The organism is Hwangdonia lutea, from assembly GCF_032814565.1.
GTDB lineage: Bacteria > Bacteroidota > Bacteroidia > Flavobacteriales > Flavobacteriaceae > Hwangdonia > Hwangdonia lutea.
Genome location: NZ_CP136521.1, coordinates 189,208 through 207,060 on the forward strand (window position 1 = coordinate 189,208; position 17,853 = coordinate 207,060).

Genomic DNA, 17,853 nt, shown 5'->3' on the forward strand with positions numbered 1-17,853 from the left:
TTCTTGATTGTTAACCTTTAGTTAACAATTTAACTGTTAATAACTTATAATTATTGTCAATAACCATAAAAAAATCTGAAGTTATTAACTTCAGATTTTTCTTTAATGCTATTTTAAAAGGCTTACCCTTTGTATACGCCCATTTGCATATATTTATCCATACGCTGAGACACCAAATCTTTTGGTGATAAGTTTTTAAGTGCTTCAAAAGTTTTCACTATTGAGTTGCTCACAGATGTAAATGTTTTGTCTCTATCGCGATGTGCGCCTCCAAGTGGCTCTTTTATAATTTCGTCTACTAGCTTTAGTTTTTTCATATCGCTAGCAGTTAATTTTAAAGCTTCGGCAGCTGTTTCTTTATACTCCCAACTGCGCCAAAGTATAGACGAACAAGACTCTGGCGATATCACTGAATACCAAGTGTTTTCTAACATAAGTACCCTATCGCCTACTCCAATGCCCAAAGCACCACCAGAGGCGCCTTCGCCTACAACTATGGTAATAATGGGCACTTTTAATCGTGTCATTTCTAAAATATTTCTTGCAATAGCCTCACCTTGTCCGCGTTCTTCTGCTTCCAATCCGGGGTAAGCTCCAGGAGTATCTAAAAGGGTAACTACTGGAATTCCGAATTTTTCGGCAGATTTCATTAAGCGTAACGCTTTGCGGTAACCCTCCGGATTCGCCATACCAAAATTACGGTATTGACGTGTTTTTGTATTATAGCCTTTTTGCTGGCCAATAAACATAAAACTTTGATCGCCAATTTTTCCTAAGCCACCAATCATCGCCTTATCATCCTTAAAGTTTCTATCGCCGTGGAGCTCTAAAAACGAATTCCCGCAAATGGCCTTTATATAGTCCATAGTATATGGTCTATTTGGGTGGCGCGATAATTGCACACGCTGCCATGGCGTTAGGTTTTTATAAATATCTTTTTGGGTGGCTTTAAGTTTCTTTTCAATTTGCGAGCAAGTTTCGGTAACATCAACTTCACTTTCCTCTCCGATTACTTTGCACTTTAGCAATTGGTCTTCTAGGTCTTTAATTGGTAATTCAAATTCTAAATATTCCATAAGAATTTTTTGTTTGGACTATTAATCTTGGTTAGGGTACAAAATTACATATTTTATTTTGTTTTAAAATTACAATCAAAACGAAATAAAATTTTAATTATACGACACCTTAATTATCAAATTAGTAAGATTGAGTAAATATAAAAACTTTAATTATGTTATTCTGTTAAGAAGGTTTTCTTTTTAATGTTCTTATGTTTTTTATAATGCCATTTAGCATAACCGTTGCAATAATTACAATAGCGCCATAATAAAATTCCGGTGTCATTTTTTCCTTTTCAGGGAAAAGCATAATGGCCAACAAAATACCGTAAATAGGTTCTAAATTATAGGTTAACACAACGGTATACGGACTTATAAGTTTCATAACATACACCGATGCAATAAAGGCATAAGCGGTACAAATAGAAGCTAAAATAAAAAGATAGCCAAAATCTGAAGCGCTTAGATTGAAGAATTCAGTTGAAAACCCACCGCCAAATAATAATATATAAATTGATATAAACATTACGCCACTTAAAAACTCGTAAAACGAAATAACCGTCGCGGTATGCTGTTTTAAAAAACTCCCGTTAAGCACAGCGAATAATGACGATAAGAAAGCTGATAAAATGCCCAAAACAATCCCATTAATATATTTGAATTCACTTTGGGTAATAACAAAAACACCGATAATTACGATGACTCCGAAAACAATTTCATACCAAATTATAGCGCGTTTATAAATAAAAGGCTCGATAAAAGAGGCGAAAAAAGCGCCCGTGGAAAACATGGCCAATGTGATTGAAATATTGGATGCATCAATAGCACCAAAAAATGTAATCCAATGCAAAGCAATAATAATACCTGCCAACGAAAACTTAATAATAGCTTTTGGCGATACTTTTAGTTTTACTTTGGCTATTTTAATGTAAAGAAACATTAAAATAGATGCCATAACCATTCTAAACCAAACCAAAGGAACGGCCTTAATTGTAATTAACTCGCCTAAAATAGCAGTAAAGCCTGCGATAAAAACTAAAAAATGAAGATGTAAATAGTTTTTAAGTTTGGGTTTGCTATGAAATAATCTATCCATTTTACCTTGCTCTTTTGCACATTAACTTTGTTAAAAAGCCTCGATTTAGCTTTGGCTATATCTGCATTTTTTGCCTCGTTATTGCACAAAATACCTGAGTTAATTCTGTACATCTTATTTCATAATAAACCCTAGCGTTTGGCATTTCGTAAAAGATATATGGCTAAAATACCAAAAATGACATTAGGAAACCATACCGCAATAACCGGTGGGAAGTTTGACTGTTCGGCCATTACGCCAAATATTTTATCAAAAAACACAAAAACCATGGCAATGCAAATGCCCACCGCTAAATTAACGCCCATGCCTCCGCGCCTTTTTATAGACGATACGGCAACCGCAATAATGGTTAAAATAAATACTGAAACCGGTAAGCTCCATTTTCTGTAAAGCACCAATTTATAGCGCCCAATGTTGGAAGACCCACGTTTTTCCTCCTTGGCGATAAAATCGGTTAAATCGCCATACGAAAGCGTTTCGGCAATATATATAACCGGTGTTAAATCTTCGATATCAAAACTGAAAACGGTATCTTTTTTTGGGGCGCTTTCAAGGATATCGTCAAATTCACCCACGGTGCGTTTTGTGTAATTCCTTAATTGATACGTGCTGTCTTTATCAATAAATTTTATGGTATTCGCATTGATTTTGTAAACGAGCTTATTGTCTTTAATATGCTCTAAAGTAAAGTTACTGCCTTGCTTGTTTTTAAGATCGAAACTGCTTACATAAATAAAATCGGTATCATTAATTTGTCTGAAAACATTCCTGTTTTCTGCAACTTTTCTACCTTTTTTTAAGTATTTATAACTAAAATCGTTAAATCCCTGGCTTGCTTTTGGTGCTAAATACAAACCCATTATAAGTGCCAAAATAGCAACAAAAAACGCACCAAATAAATAAGGCTTTAAAAATCTTGTAAACGATACGCCCGAGCTTAAAAAGGCAATAATTTCGGTATTATTAGCAAGTTTAGATGTAAACCAAATAACCGATAAAAACAAAAACAGCGGAAACAGTAAATGTGCAAAATAAATGGTGAAATCCAACAGATACAACATAACTTCTCCAAAAGGCACTTCGTTTTCAAGGATTTTCCCAATTTTTTCGGCAAGATGTACGGTGATCCCAATGGGGATAAACAACATCAGCATCATAAAAAATGTAAACAAATAGCGTTTTAATATGTACCAGTCGAGTATTTTCAATTCAATTTCATATTTATTTTTCAGAATAAAGAAAACTCATTTCTTCTCTATGTCAGCTTCTTTTGTTTAAATTCTTTTTAAAGGCGAATGTCCATTTGTTTTACCATTTTGTCTTTCCAAATTCTAAAATCTCCCGCTAATATATGTTTTCTCGCTTCGCGAACCAACCACATATAAAAACCTAAATTGTGAATGGTCGCAATTTGCTTGCCCAACAGCTCGTTAACTGTGAATAAATGTCTTAAATAAGCTTTACTATATTCGGTATCAACAAATGTAATTCCCATTTCGTCGATTGGCGAAAAATCATCAGCCCATTTTAAATTTTTAATGTTGACTGAACCATGTGCCGTAAACAACATGCCGTTTCGGGCATTTCGCGTTGGCATTACGCAATCAAACATATCTACTCCTAACGCAATATTTTCTAAAATATTGATTGGCGTACCAACACCCATTAAATATCGCGGTTTATCTTGGGGAAGAATTTCGGTTACAACCTCGGTCATCGCGTACATTTCTTCGGCGGGTTCGCCCACTGATAATCCGCCAATGGCATTACCCACAGCGCCTGCATTCGCAATATATTCGGCCGATTGTTTTCGTAAATCTTTATACGTACTGCCTTGAACGATTGGAAAAAAAGCTTGATTGTAATCGTATTTTAATGGTGTTTTTTCTAAATGATTGATGCAACGGTCCAACCAACGATGGGTCATGTGCATCGAACGTTTCGCATAATTATAATCGCACGGATATGGTGTGCACTCATCAAAAGCCATAATAATATCGGCTCCAATGGTACGTTGTATTTCCATTACATTTTCAGGGGTAAATGTATGGTAACTTCCGTCAATATGAGATTTAAACTTAACGCCTTCTTCTTTTATTTTTCTATTTGCAGACAACGAATACACTTGATAGCCACCCGAATCGGTTAAAATATTCCTATCCCAATTCATAAACTTATGCAATCCGCCCGCTTTTTCCAGAATATGGGTTTGCGGACGTAAATATAAATGATAGGTATTCCCCAAAATAATATCGGGGTTTATATCGTCTTTTAACTCACGCTGATGCACACCTTTTACAGTTGCTACCGTACCAACAGGCATAAAAATTGGGGTTTCAATAACCCCGTGGTCTGTTGTTATTTTTCCTGCCCTGGCATTACTTTGGGTGTCTTTCGCTTTTAATTCGAATGTCATAAATTTAAAATCTGTCGCTGACAAACCTACATAATTTTTTTATTTTAATTCATTTTCAAGCTGCATAAAGGTTCACAAAGTCTTATTTAATAAAAATTAGAATGCCTGAGTAAAGATAATTAACAAAACAGCTTTTGCTCTTAAACATTTAATAAAATTTATGGATGTAAAAACGCCTTTAACCAAGTGCAATAAAATTAATTAACAACGAATCTTAAAATAAAATTTTCAATTGTTAGCAAATCTTCATAATTAGTTAATAAATGCATCATATCTATTTTGTTAAGGGTATTTAAAAGATTATTTTTGTCGCGCAAAAAAACTAATAATTTAAACATGCCAAACACACAACAATTAGAAGATTTAACGACGCAAGTTCGTAGAGATATTTTACGAATGGTGCATAAAGTAAATTCTGGTCACCCAGGAGGTTCATTAGGATGCGCAGAATTTTTTGTAGCACTTTACAGTGAAATTATGGATAGAAAAGACCATTTTGATATGGACGGTATTGGTGAAGATCTTTTCTTTTTATCAAACGGCCACATCTCTCCGGTTTATTACAGTGTGTTGGCGAGAACAGGTTATTTTTCGGTAGATGAATTAAACACTTTTAGATTAATTAATTCGCGTTTACAAGGGCATCCAACTACGCACGAAGGTTTACCGGGAATAAGAATCGCTTCCGGTTCCCTAGGTCAAGGCATGAGTGTTGCCATTGGTGCGGCACAAGCCAAAAAGCTGAATGGAGATCAACATTTAGTGTACTCGTTACACGGCGATGGCGAATTGCAGGAAGGTCAAAATTGGGAAGCTATTATGTACGCTTCGGCTAAAAAAGTAGATAATTTAATTTCGACCATAGATTTAAACGGAAAGCAAATTGATGGTGCTACCGATGATGTATTGCCAATGGGAAGCATTAGAGCTAAATTTGAAGCTTTTGGCTGGACGGTAATTGACATTGAAGAAGGTAACAAGATTGAAGCCATTTTAAAAGGTATGGCAGAAGCCAAAGCGGAAACAGGAAAAGGAAAACCGGTTTGTGTATTATTGAAAACCATGATGGGCAACGGTGTTGATTTTATGATGCACACACACGCGTGGCACGGAAAAGCACCAAACGACGAGCAACTGGAAAGTGCTTTAGCTCAAAATGCAGAAACTTTAGGCGATTATTAATTCCCAATTAAAAAGAAAAATGAAAACATACACTTACACTGAAAAAAAAGATACACGAAGCGGTTTTGGAGCTGGACTCACCGAACTAGGTAGAACCAACCCCAATGTTGTAGCACTTTGTGCCGATTTAATTGGGTCGTTAAAAATGGATCAATTCATTAAAGAAAATCCAGAGCGCTTCTTTCAAGTAGGCATTGCCGAAGCCAATATGATGGGCATTGCGGCTGGTTTAACCATTGGCGGAAAAATTCCATTTACGGGAACGTTTGCCAATTTTTCAACCGGAAGGGTTTACGACCAAATTCGTCAATCTATCGCCTATTCTGGTAAAAATGTAAAAATATGTGCTTCGCATGCCGGCTTAACTTTAGGTGAAGATGGTGCCACACACCAAATACTTGAAGATATCGGATTGATGAAAATGCTTCCTGGCATGACGGTAATAAACACCTGCGATTACAACCAAACCAAAGCGGCAACCATTGCTATTGCAGACCACGAAGGCCCTGTATATTTACGTTTTGGTAGACCTGCAGTTCCTGTGTTTACGCCTGAAAACCAAAAATTTGAAATAGGAAAAGCCATAAAACTTACCGAAGGTACCGATGTTACTATTGTGGCTACGGGCCATTTGGTTTGGGAAGCTTTGGAAGCCTCTAAAGTATTGCACGAAAAAGGTATTTCTGTCGAAGTAATAAATATCCATACCATTAAACCTTTAGATGAAAAGGCTATTTTGGAATCGGTTGCAAAAACCGGATGTGTTGTTACGGCCGAAGAACATAACTTTTTAGGTGGTTTGGGCGAAAGTGTTGCCCGCACATTAGCCTTACACAACCCAACCCCTCAAGAGTTTGTAGCTACCAACGATACCTTTGGGGAATCGGGAACACCGGCTCAACTTATGGAAAAGTACGGTTTAAACAGTGCCTCAATTGTAGAGAAAGTACAGACTGTTATTGGTAGAAAATAATAGTGATTCTATTATAAAAAGGGATTGTTTAAAAAGTATAAAAAATCCTTTTATGTCACATTGAGCGTAGTCGAAATGCACTAAATTTCAGCAGCATAATGTTTTCGACCACGCTCAAACTGACATTTCAAATTACGGTTTAAACTACTTCCTTTAATTTCAAAAAAATCCATTTTAAAGAAATAATTTCCGTTTGGCAACGTTTTTGATACTATACCTCAAAATCACAAAAAACGAACAATTATGAAGCATTCTTTTTTTATTACCTTATTATTTTTAGTTACAATATCAACAGCTACTTACGCTCAAACTGCCACCGGAATTGGTTTTAAAGCGGGATTAAACTACAATGCAAATGGCAATTATTTCGAATCTATAAGTAGCAATGCCGAACATCCTGATAGAAATGTAGGTTATCACTTTGGGTTATTTGGTAAAATTGGAAAGCAAGTTTATTTTAAACCCGAGTTGGTATACACCAGCACAAAAAGCGATTATAATAACAACAGCTTTAAAATGCAAAAAATAGATGCACCAATGCTGGTTGGCCTGAAAGTTTTAGGGCCCATTAGTGTTTTTGGCGGCCCCTCATTTCAATATATTTTAGACACTGATTTTAAAGCCTCTGACCTTTCCATTAATAAAATAGAAAATGATTTTTCTGTTGGTCTAAACTTTGGCATCGGGCTAAATTTTAACAAACTTGGTATTGATGTGAGATACGAAAGAGGTTTAAGCAACAACGAAGCTACTTTTTTAGACAACAATGGCGTTAATGTGGATAACAGATTAGATACGCGCCCCGATCAGCTTATTTTAAGTTTATCGCTTGTGCTTTAAACGCATCGAATATAATTTTAAACTTAAAACCTGAACAATAAAATTTTTGTTCAGGTTTTTTTATTTACACTTTTTCCATGTATAATATAAAGGATGAAACATCATTTAAAACTTTATGGTTTTCGATGGATTTATGAGCAATATTTTCCGTTCCGCGAAAGCGAAATCTATAAAAAATCAATACATTTGTTTTAGATATAAATTAATGAGATTTCCTCCTTCGAGGGAATTATAAAATAATTATCCTCAAATGAAAAACACAGCTTTAAATCAAACACACATCGCTCTTGGAGCAAAAATGGTGCCCTTTGCCGGTTACAATATGCCCGTGCAGTACGAAGGTGTAAATGCAGAACACGAAACTGTTAGAAATTCTGTTGGTGTGTTTGATGTATCGCACATGGGGGAGTTTTTAATTGAAGGTGAACATGCGCTGGATTTAATCCAAAAGGTAAGTAGTAACGACGCTAGTAAATTAACTATTGGCAAAGCCCAATACAGCTGTTTGCCGAATGACGACGGTGGTATAGTTGACGATTTAATTATTTATAAACTTAAAGAACAAACCTATTTATTGGTTGTTAATGCAAGTAATATTGAAAAGGATTGGAACTGGATTCAGTCTAAAAATGATGTTGGCGCCACAATGCGGAATTTAAGTGAAGATTACGCATTACTCGCCATTCAAGGCCCAAAAGCCATTGAAGCAATGCAGTCCTTAACAAGCCATGATTTGTCATCTATAAAATTTTACAATTTTGTGGTTGGCGATTTTGCAGGTGTCGAGCATGTTATTATTTCGGCAACCGGTTATACGGGTAGCGGTGGTTTTGAAATTTACTGTAAAAATGCTGAAGTTAAACAAATCTGGGACAAGGTGTTTGAAGCCGGTGCGGACTACGGTATCAAACCCATTGGTTTGGCGGCACGCGATACTTTGCGATTAGAAATGGGATATTGCCTTTACGGAAATGATATTGACGAGACCACCTCGCCACTTGAGGCAGGTTTAGGTTGGATATTAAAATTTACTAAAGACTTTACAAACTCTGAAGCGCTAAAAGCTGAAAAAGAACGTGGCACAGAACGAAAATTAGTAGCCTTTAAATTAGATGACCGCGGCATTCCGCGTCAAGGTTACGATATTGTTGATGGCAACGGTAAAAAAATAGGGATTGTTACCTCGGGTACTATGAGCCCCAGTTTAGGCATTGGTATTGGCTTAGGCTATGTGCCAAATGTTTTTGCTGCAGTAGACAGTAAAATAAACATACAAATACGTAAAAATGCAGTTCCTGCTACCATTATAAAATTACCGTTTTATAAAGGTTTATAAAATTTATTCGGTTACTAAGTATTTTAGTTGTTATACATTTATAACCCATTTAACACCAAACTGGCTACAAAAACGTTAAAAACCATATGTTGCTAGTTTATATGGAATAATGTTAGGATTTAATGAAAGAGAAGGCAGCAGAAAACAAACACAGTATTTTAATTTTAGGTGCAAGCGGATTTTTAGGTGGCGCCATTTACAAGGAACTCTGCTCCTATTTTAGAACGTTTGGTACTTACAATATAACAAACAAAGATTTAGAAAAAAACCATCACTTTTTTCAGTATAATATTGAAGAAGATGACGTTTACGAAATTCTGGATATTGTGAAACCAACTATCATAATTTCGGCGCTTCGTGGCGATTTTTCAAAACAAGTTTTAGTGCATCAGCATCTTTCGGAATATGTATTTTTAAACAAAATAAAACTTATATTTCTATCGTCTGCAAATGTTTTCGATGCTTATAGCAAGTATCCAAGTTACGAAACCGATAAAACATACAGTAATAGTATTTATGGGCATTTTAAAATAAAAATTGAAAATATGTTGTTGCGATTACCCAAAAGACAAGTCGCTATTTTACGCTTGCCCATGGTTTTTGGAAACCAGTCGCCCCGTGTGTTGGAAATCCTTCAACATATAAAAAACAAAACGGCCATTGAAGTGTTTCCTAATTTAATAATGAATGTAACCACCGACACTAAAGTAACGCAACAATTGCACTATATAATCAATAGAAGTAAATTTGGGGTTTTCCATTTAGGAAGTACCGATTTGGTACACCACGACGATTTTATTAAGGAAATAATAAAATCATTAGGCAACCTTAAGGCCCTATATAAACAGGTATACACAACTAACGACGACAGGTATTTAGCGGTATTGCCAAAATATAATTTGCTACCAAAAAACCTTCAATTGTTAAGTCAAGATATATTAACTGAATTAAAAATTTAATGGATTTTAATGCTTGAAATTTGAGCATGTTAACGATCAATTTAAAACATGAATTATGAGCAAACTATCAAAAGACGACATAGAAAAAAAATTATTGCATTTACCAGAATGGGAATATTATGATGATGCGATTCACGCCGAATTTGAATTCGAGAATTTTAAAGATTGCTTTAGCGCCATGAGCAGAATTGCTTTTGAATGCGAAGCCTTAAACCATCACCCAAATTGGAGTAACGTGTACAATATACTTACCATATCGCTGTCTACACACGATGCCAATGGGGTAACCAATAAAGACTTTAAACTGGCAAAAGCCATAGAACATATTGTAGAACCAGACGACGAATAGCCAATTTTGTTGGCAGTAATCGTTTTAAGTATTTGTCAATGGTCACACCAAACTATTAACCAGATTTGAAACTTTCATTTCTGTTTACTTTTTTTATTTTTACGTTTTATTTCAATTAAAAAATTAACAACAAACAACTCAACACATTATGGGAAGAGCTTTCGAATTTAGAAAAGCAAGGAAAATGAAACGTTGGTCGGCCATGAGTAAAGCCTTTACGCGCATTGGCAAAGATATTGTAATGGCGGTAAAAGAAGGGGGGCCAGACCCCGATAGCAATTCGCGCTTGCGTGCTGTTATACAAAATGCGAAGGCTGTAAATATGCCTAAAGACAATATTGAGCGCGCCATAAAACGGGCGAGCGATAAGAGCCAAGGCGACTATAAAGAGGTCATTTTTGAAGGTTACGCACCACACGGCATTGCGGTATTAGTAGAAACGGCAACCGATAATAATACGCGTACCGTTGCCAATGTGCGCAGTTATTTCAATAAATGCGATGGCAGTTTGGGCACCTCGGGTTCGGTGGTTTTTATGTTCGACCACACTTGTAATTTTAGAATAAATGCTGAAGGTTTAGATCCTGAAGAAATAGAATTGGAGTTTATTGATTTTGGTGCCGAAGAAGTATTTGCCGACGACGATGGCATTTTAATTTATGCGCCTTTTGAAAGTTTTGGAGCGATTCAAGCTGAATTGGAAAATCGTGGGATTGAAATTTTATCATCTGGGTTTGAGCGCATACCGCAAGTTACCAAGCAATTAACAACAGAACAAACTGAGGATGTTGAAAAACTACTTGAGAAATTTGAAGAAGATGATGATGTGCAAAACGTTTACCACACCATGGAGGAAACTACCGAATAAATGGTTATAACGCGCTAATAGTTCTCACCACATATCGCATAAAAAAAACGGCTCCCAAAAGTATTTAACTTTTGGGAGCCGTTTTTTTTATGCTTTTTTATAGCAATATAATACGCAACAAAAACTAGTTGCCAGCTTCAATAGCTTCAACTCTTTCTTTCATCGCTTTATATTTATCAGTTTCGCCAATAACACTGTAAATATTCATTAAGGTTTTAGCAGCATTAATGTTTTTAGGATTAATTGCCAATGCTTTATCTAAATATGGTATGGCACTTTTGTAGATGTTTTGACGCTCTTCTCTTAACTCATCATAACGTAAATCATCTTTTTTGGAAGTTCCCAAACCATTCATTTCTTCAATAATAGCTTGTTCTTCATTTAATATTAAGGCCGCCATATTTATATAAGCGTTTATGTAATTAGGGTCTAATTCGATAGCCTTATCGTAATATTTTTTTGCAGCTTCAACATCTTCAGACTCTCCAGCAATCACACCTAAGTTATATTGTAACTCTGCATTTTCCGGGTCTTTTTGAGTTGCTATTTCCAATAGTCTTTTAAATTCCTCTTTGTTGCCCATTTTAAAATGTACGTTGGCTTCAGAAAGCAACAAGTTAATATCGTCTGGACTTTCAGCCCTAGCGTCTTTCATAGCTTCCAATGCCTTTTCGTTATTGCCTTGGCTTACGTAAATCAGCGCTACATTTTTAACGATTTCGGCTTTTTTAGAATCCGTTAATCGTTCACCTGGTTTAATATGGCTTTTTGCTTTTACATATAAATCTCGCGTACCTTCATCTAAAACTTCTTCTTCGCCAGTTTCAATGTTGGTAGCATAATACTCTTTTTGTATACCTGTATAACCTAATTCTTTAAGCTCTTCGTACAGCCTTAATGCTCTGTCAAATTCTTGAACATTTACCGCGGTAGCAGCGGCGTAATAAAGAAATAAAGTATCTTTTGTAGAGGTTCGGTAAGCGTGCTCAAAGTGTTTTGAGGCCGTCGAAAAATCTTTGTCTTCGTAGGCTTTATTACCTTTTGTTAAAATGTCGTTGGTCATGGTTTGCTTTAAAGCAGTCACCTCAGACCCATAACTACCTTTAACGTTTTCTAAACTCGCTAAAGCCTTATCGATATCTTCACTTGAGCCCGCTCCATTGGCATAAAGTGCTTGCCCAAGTAGGTAATAATATTTGGCTTTGTTTTTGTCGTCCATAGAAGCCATTAAAGCTTCAGCTTGATTCAGCGCTGCTTTTGCTTCTGCAAAATTGTTTCCTTTAATAGCTTTTTCTGCTGTTCTCAATTCCTTTTTTTGTGCAAATGAAAATGCACTTATTGAGAAGGCTAAAGCTATAATTATTTGTTTTTTCATTGTATTAATAATATTTAGTTAATTGTCATTATTGTTTTCTGTGTTATTATTATCAAGAGTTGTGCCATCTTCTGAAGCCTCAGTGTTTTCAGTAGGTTCAACAGCCTCCACATCATCTTCGTCATGCATTACTTTAGCTACAGCCGCAATAGAGTCGTTGCCTTTTAGGTTAATTAATTTAACGCCTTGAGTGGCCCTTCCCATAACCCTTAAATCTTGAACGGCCATACGAATGGCAATGCCCGATTTGTTGATAATCATTAAATCATCGTCATCGGTTACGTTCTTAATCGACACTAAGTTACCGGTTTTTTCTGTAATAGAAATGGTTTTTACACCTTTTCCGCCTCTATTCGTAATTCTGTAGTCCTCTAAACTTGAGCGCTTTCCATAGCCATTCTCTGAAACAACAAGAATATCGCTTTCCATATCATCCACCGCAATCATACCTACAACCTCATCGGTTTTCTCGTCTTGTAAACGAATACCACGAACTCCAGAGGCACCACGACCCATAGGCCTTGTTTTGGCTTCTTCAAAACGTATGGCTTTACCCGATTTTAAGGCCAGCATCACTTGGCTTTCACCGGTTGTTAGCTTTGCTTCTAATAAAACATCGTCTTCTTTAATGGTTATCGCATTGATTCCGTTTGTACGCGGACGCGAATATTGCTCTAAAGAGGTCTTTTTTACTTGACCTTTTTTAGTTGCCATTATGACATAATGGCTGTTTATATATTCTTCGTTCTTTAAATCTTGGGTACAAATAAAAGCCATTACTTTATCGTCTTGCTCAATATTTATAAGATTTTGAATGGCTCTTCCTTTCGACGTTTTACTGCCTTCAGGAATTTCGTAAACACGCATCCAGAAACACTTTCCTTTTTGGGTGAAGAACAACATGTATTGGTGATTGGTACCAACAAACAAGTGTTCTAAGAAATCTTCGTTTCGTGTTGTTGATGCTTTTTGCCCAACGCCACCTCTATTTTGTGTTTTGTATTCTGTTAATGAGGTACGCTTAATATAACCCGCATGCGAAATTGTGATAACCACTTTTTCGTCCGGAATCATATCTTCAATACTTAAATCGCCACCCGCATATTCAATAGTTGAGCGACGCTCGTCACCATATTTATCTCTTACAACTTCCAATTCTTCCTTAATGATGTCCATGCGACGTTCTTTTTTGTCAAGAATATCTTTTAAGTCTTCAATGGTTTTCATTAATTCATCATATTCTGAACGCAGTTTATCCTGCTCTAAGCCTGTAAGCTGACGCAAACGCATCTCGACAATGGCTTTGGCTTGAATTTCTGAGAGTTTAAAACGTTCTATTAATTTTTCGCGAGCTTCATCGGCATTAGATGATGCACGGATAAGTGCTATAACTTCATCAATATTATCTGAAGCTATAATTAAGCCTTCCAATATGTGGGCACGTTCTTCCGCTTTGCGCAACTCGTAAGTTGTACGGCGCACCACAACGTCGTGTCTGTGCTCAACGAAATAGTGAATAAGCTCTTTTAAGTTTAATAATTGCGGACGTCCATTTACGAGCGCAATATTATTTACACTAAACGAAGATTGTAACGCGGTATATTTATAAAGTTTATTTAAAACGATGTTTGGAATGGCATCACGCTTTAACACGTAAACGATGCGCATACCGTTTCTATCGGATTCATCGCGAATGGTTGCAATGCCGTCCATTTTTTTATCGTTTACAAGGTCCGCAGTTTTTTTAATCATGTCGGCCTTATTCACAAGGTAAGGAATCTCTTCAACGACGATACACTCACGTCCATTAACCTCCTCAATATTGGCTTTAGCTCGCATAACAATACGTCCGCGACCGGTTTGGAATGCTTCCTTTACCCCATCGTAGCCATAAATAGTTCCACCTGTTGGAAAATCTGGCGCTTTAATATGCTGAATAAGCTCGTCAATTTCTATATCGTTATTTTCAATATACGCGATGGTTCCGTTTACAACCTCAGTTAAGTTGTGCGGTGGCATATTGGTTGCCATACCTACGGCAATTCCAGATGCTCCATTTACCAAAAGTCCCGGAATACGAGTTGGTAACACGGTTGGTTCTTGCAGCGTATCATCAAAATTTAATTTATGATCTACGGTTTCTTTGTCGATATCCGCCAGCATATCCTCAGATATTTTACGCATTCGGGCCTCGGTATAACGCATTGCCGCAGGACTATCGCCATCAATAGAGCCAAAGTTACCTTGGCCATCAACTAACATATAACGTAAACTCCATTCTTGTGCCATTCGTACCATAGCATCGTAAACCGAAGTATCACCGTGCGGATGGTACTTACCTAAAACCTCCCCTACAATTCTTGCAGATTTCTTATGTGCTGAGTTCGCCCTAACACCTAATTCGTGCATCCCGTAAAGCACACGTCTGTGTACCGGCTTTAAACCATCTCTTACATCGGGTAAGGCACGTGACACAATGACCGACATTGAATAATCAATGTATGCCGATTTCATCTCATCTTCAATATTAATAGGGATCAATTTTTCTCCTTCTTCCATAAATATTTTAATTAAGTTTTTATGAATTTTTCAAAACATGCTAATATATAACTTTCATTAGTCATAGTAGGACTTTCAATCATAATTTTTAATGTTTTTTATTAACAATTTCGCATCCTTTTTTAGTTGATAAGTATGCGGGTAAAAATTTTGATTTTATAAAGAATTTTTCGTCAATTAGCAAATTAAGGAACAGTTTTTGCCTTTAGTTAACTATTATTATTATTTTTAATGCAGAAAGGAACAAGTTATGGATGATAATTTTTCACCAAGAGTAAAAGATGTAATTGCATTTAGCAAAGAAGAAGCGCTAAGGTTGGGGCACGATTTTATCGGTACCGAACACTTAATGCTTGGGCTATTGCGTGATGGCGACGGTAAAGCCATCAACATTTTAAATGCCTTAGAAATTGATTTGAATCATTTAAGGCGAAAAGTAGAAATTTTAAGTCCTGCAAACCCCAATATAACCGTAGCTTCCAATCAAAAAAAGAACCTACACCTTACAAGGCAAGCAGAACGTGCTTTAAAAACAACATTTTTAGAAGCTAAACTATTTCAAAGTACTTCAATAAATACCGCTCATTTACTTTTATGTATTTTAAGAAATGAGAACGACCCCACTACCAAGCTTTTAAATAAGCTTAAAGTCGATTACGACAATGTAAAAGAACAATTTAAACTTATGATTACGAACGATAACGATTATATAGAGCCAAAATCTGAATCTTTTCAAGATGACGATACCGGCGCGCAAGGCGATGCCGCAAAGGACAATATATTTAATGCGCCATCTGGTAAGGCAAACAAAAAATCTAAAACCCCCGTTTTAGATAATTTTGGACGCGATTTAACAGCTATGGCCGATGAAGGAAAATTAGACCCGGTTGTTGGCCGCGAAAAAGAAATTCAGCGCGTGTCGCAGGTTTTAAGTAGACGAAAGAAAAACAATCCGCTTTTAATTGGCGAACCCGGAGTTGGTAAATCGGCCATTGCCGAAGGTTTGGCATTGCGCATTGTAAAACGAAAAGTGTCGCGTATTTTGTTTAATAAACGTGTGGTAACTTTAGATTTGGCAAGTTTGGTTGCCGGCACCAAATACCGCGGACAGTTTGAAGAACGCATGAAAGCCGTAATGAACGAGCTTGAAAAAAACGACGATGTTATTCTATTTATTGATGAAATCCACACCATTGTTGGCGCTGGTGGAGCCACTGGAAGCTTAGACGCTTCAAACATGTTTAAACCCGCTCTAGCACGTGGCGAAATACAATGTATTGGTGCCACAACTTTAGATGAGTACAGACAATATATAGAAAAAGACGGCGCTTTGGAACGTCGTTTTCAAAAGGTAATTGTGGAGCCAACAACGGTTTCTGAAACCATTGAAATTCTTAACAACATTAAAGGTAAATACGAAGAGCATCACAACGTTGATTACACACCAGAGGCGATTGAAGCTTGTGTGAAATTAACCAATAGATATATGACTGATCGCTTTTTACCAGATAAAGCCATTGATGCTTTAGACGAAGCCGGATCGCGGGTTCATATTACCAATATTGATGTCCCAAAGCAAATTCTTGAATTAGAAAAACAGCTCGAAACCGTTAAGGAAACAAAGAACTCTGTTGTAAAAAAACAAAAATACGAGGAAGCTGCAAAACTTCGAGATGATGAAAAACGCATTGAAAAAGAATTGGCTACGGCCCAAGAAAAATGGGAAGAGGAAACCAAACAACACCGCGAAATTGTTACTGAAGACAATGTAGCCGATGTAGTGTCGATGATGACCGGAATCCCTGTGAACAGGATTGCACAAACCGAAATCAATAAACTTGCCGAACTACCAAACCTTATAAAAGGGAAAGTTATTGGTCAAGACGATGCCGTTGCTAAAGTGGTTAAAGCCATTCAGCGAAATCGTGCGGGACTAAAAGACCCAAACAAGCCCATTGGTTCATTTATATTTTTAGGACAAACAGGTGTTGGTAAAACACAGTTAGCCAAAGTGTTATCGCGCGAATTATTCGACAGCGAAGAATCATTGGTTAGAATAGATATGAGTGAATACATGGAAAAATTTGCCATTTCCAGATTAATTGGTGCACCTCCAGGATACGTAGGTTACGAAGAGGGCGGACAATTAACCGAGAAAGTAAGACGCAAACCGTATGCTGTTATTCTTTTAGATGAAATTGAAAAAGCACATCCCGATGTATTCAACATGCTATTGCAAGTGCTTGACGATGGTTATTTAACCGATAGCTTAGGAAGAAAAATTGATTTTAGAAACACCATAATTATTATGACTTCCAATATTGGTGCCCGAAAACTTAAGGATTTTGGAACCGGTATTGGCTTTGGAACCGCGTCTCAAAAAGCACAGGAAGATGCCAATGCTGTTAAGATTATTGAGAATGCACTAAAAAAATCATTCGCACCAGAGTTTTTAAATAGAATTGATGATGTGGTTGTTTTCAATCCTTTGGAAAAAGAAGACATCAACAAAATTATCGATATCGAATTGGATAAACTGTTATTGCGCATCGAAGATTTAGGCTATATTTTAAAACTTACTAAAAGTGCCAAAGATTATATAGCAGACAAAGGTTTCGATAAACAATATGGTGCAAGACCGCTTAAACGAGCTATTCAAAAATATATTGAAGATGCTTTGGCCGAAGAAATTATTACCTCGCACGTTCAAGAGGGCGATAAAATTAAAATCGATTTAGATAAAAAGTCACAAGAACTTAAAATCACAATTGAAAAATCTGAAAAGCCGACAGAGTCGTAATTCTACATTTTCAACTTATGAAAAAAGCTCAAAATATTAATT

At 36.4% G+C, this 17,853-nt stretch carries 14 protein-coding genes; 8 read left to right on the plus strand and 6 right to left on the minus strand.

The features are described 5' to 3' along the window. Positions 1 to 122: 122 nt before the first annotated feature. From RNZ46_RS00880 to tgt, 4 genes are all read right to left on the minus strand, one after another. Positions 123 to 1,076 (minus strand): acetyl-CoA carboxylase carboxyltransferase subunit alpha, encoded by a 954-nt coding sequence (locus RNZ46_RS00880; protein ID WP_316983505.1) that lies wholly within the window; start codon positions 1,074 to 1,076, stop codon positions 123 to 125. A 166-nt stretch (positions 1,077 to 1,242) separates the two neighbouring features. Beyond that, positions 1,243 to 2,154 (minus strand): DMT family transporter, encoded by a 912-nt coding sequence (locus RNZ46_RS00885; RefSeq protein WP_316983506.1) that lies wholly within the window; start codon positions 2,152 to 2,154, stop codon positions 1,243 to 1,245. 131 nt (positions 2,155 to 2,285) lie between these two features. Next, entirely contained in the window at positions 2,286 to 3,362 is a 1,077-nt protein-coding gene (locus tag RNZ46_RS00890) for an LptF/LptG family permease (RefSeq protein WP_316983507.1), read from the minus strand. A gap of 77 nt (positions 3,363 to 3,439) precedes the next feature. After that, positions 3,440 to 4,570, minus strand: a complete 1,131-nt coding sequence (gene tgt / locus RNZ46_RS00895; protein ID WP_316983508.1) for a tRNA guanosine(34) transglycosylase Tgt — start codon at positions 4,568 to 4,570, stop codon at positions 3,440 to 3,442. Positions 4,571 to 4,876: 306 nt separating this feature from the next. Between tgt and RNZ46_RS00900 the strand changes: the two genes are divergently transcribed. From RNZ46_RS00900 to RNZ46_RS00930, 7 genes are all read left to right on the plus strand, one after another. Next, positions 4,877 to 5,752 (plus strand): transketolase, encoded by an 876-nt coding sequence (locus RNZ46_RS00900; RefSeq protein WP_316983509.1) that lies wholly within the window; start codon positions 4,877 to 4,879, stop codon positions 5,750 to 5,752. Positions 5,753 to 5,771: 19 nt separating this feature from the next. Then, positions 5,772 to 6,725 (plus strand): transketolase family protein, encoded by a 954-nt coding sequence (locus RNZ46_RS00905; protein WP_316983510.1) that lies wholly within the window; start codon positions 5,772 to 5,774, stop codon positions 6,723 to 6,725. 243 nt (positions 6,726 to 6,968) lie between these two features. Beyond that, positions 6,969 to 7,565, plus strand: coding sequence for an outer membrane beta-barrel protein (locus RNZ46_RS00910; RefSeq protein ID WP_316983511.1), 597 nt, complete (start codon positions 6,969 to 6,971; stop codon positions 7,563 to 7,565). A 250-nt stretch (positions 7,566 to 7,815) separates the two neighbouring features. Next, a complete protein-coding gene (gcvT, locus tag RNZ46_RS00915; RefSeq protein ID WP_316983512.1) occupies positions 7,816 to 8,901 on the plus strand; it encodes a glycine cleavage system aminomethyltransferase GcvT in 1,086 nt (361 codons plus the stop codon). Positions 8,902 to 9,023: 122 nt separating this feature from the next. Next, positions 9,024 to 9,860 (plus strand): sugar nucleotide-binding protein, encoded by an 837-nt coding sequence (locus RNZ46_RS00920; RefSeq protein WP_316983513.1) that lies wholly within the window; start codon positions 9,024 to 9,026, stop codon positions 9,858 to 9,860. 55 nt (positions 9,861 to 9,915) lie between these two features. After that, positions 9,916 to 10,209, plus strand: coding sequence for a 4a-hydroxytetrahydrobiopterin dehydratase (locus tag RNZ46_RS00925; RefSeq protein ID WP_316983514.1), 294 nt, complete (start codon positions 9,916 to 9,918; stop codon positions 10,207 to 10,209). Positions 10,210 to 10,357: 148 nt separating this feature from the next. Beyond that, complete coding sequence (locus tag RNZ46_RS00930; RefSeq protein ID WP_316983515.1) at positions 10,358 to 11,077, plus strand: YebC/PmpR family DNA-binding transcriptional regulator; 720 nt, start codon at positions 10,358 to 10,360, stop codon at positions 11,075 to 11,077. 124 nt (positions 11,078 to 11,201) lie between these two features. On the opposite strand, the gene RNZ46_RS00935 is transcribed toward RNZ46_RS00930, so the two are convergent. Both RNZ46_RS00935 and gyrA read right to left on the minus strand, forming a co-directional pair. Beyond that, the gene (locus RNZ46_RS00935) at positions 11,202 to 12,452 is read right to left on the minus strand and encodes a tetratricopeptide repeat protein (RefSeq protein WP_316983516.1); all 1,251 of its coding nucleotides are present in this window, start codon (positions 12,450 to 12,452) and stop codon (positions 11,202 to 11,204) included. 18 nt (positions 12,453 to 12,470) lie between these two features. After that, complete coding sequence (gene gyrA / locus RNZ46_RS00940; protein WP_316983517.1) at positions 12,471 to 15,011, minus strand: DNA gyrase subunit A; 2,541 nt, start codon at positions 15,009 to 15,011, stop codon at positions 12,471 to 12,473. A gap of 250 nt (positions 15,012 to 15,261) precedes the next feature. Between gyrA and RNZ46_RS00945 the strand changes: the two genes are divergently transcribed. After that, positions 15,262 to 17,811 carry an ATP-dependent Clp protease ATP-binding subunit gene (locus RNZ46_RS00945; protein WP_316983518.1) on the plus strand — a complete coding sequence of 850 codons (2,550 nt, stop codon included), beginning with the start codon at positions 15,262 to 15,264 and terminating at the stop codon, positions 17,809 to 17,811. Positions 17,812 to 17,853 lie beyond the last annotated feature (42 nt).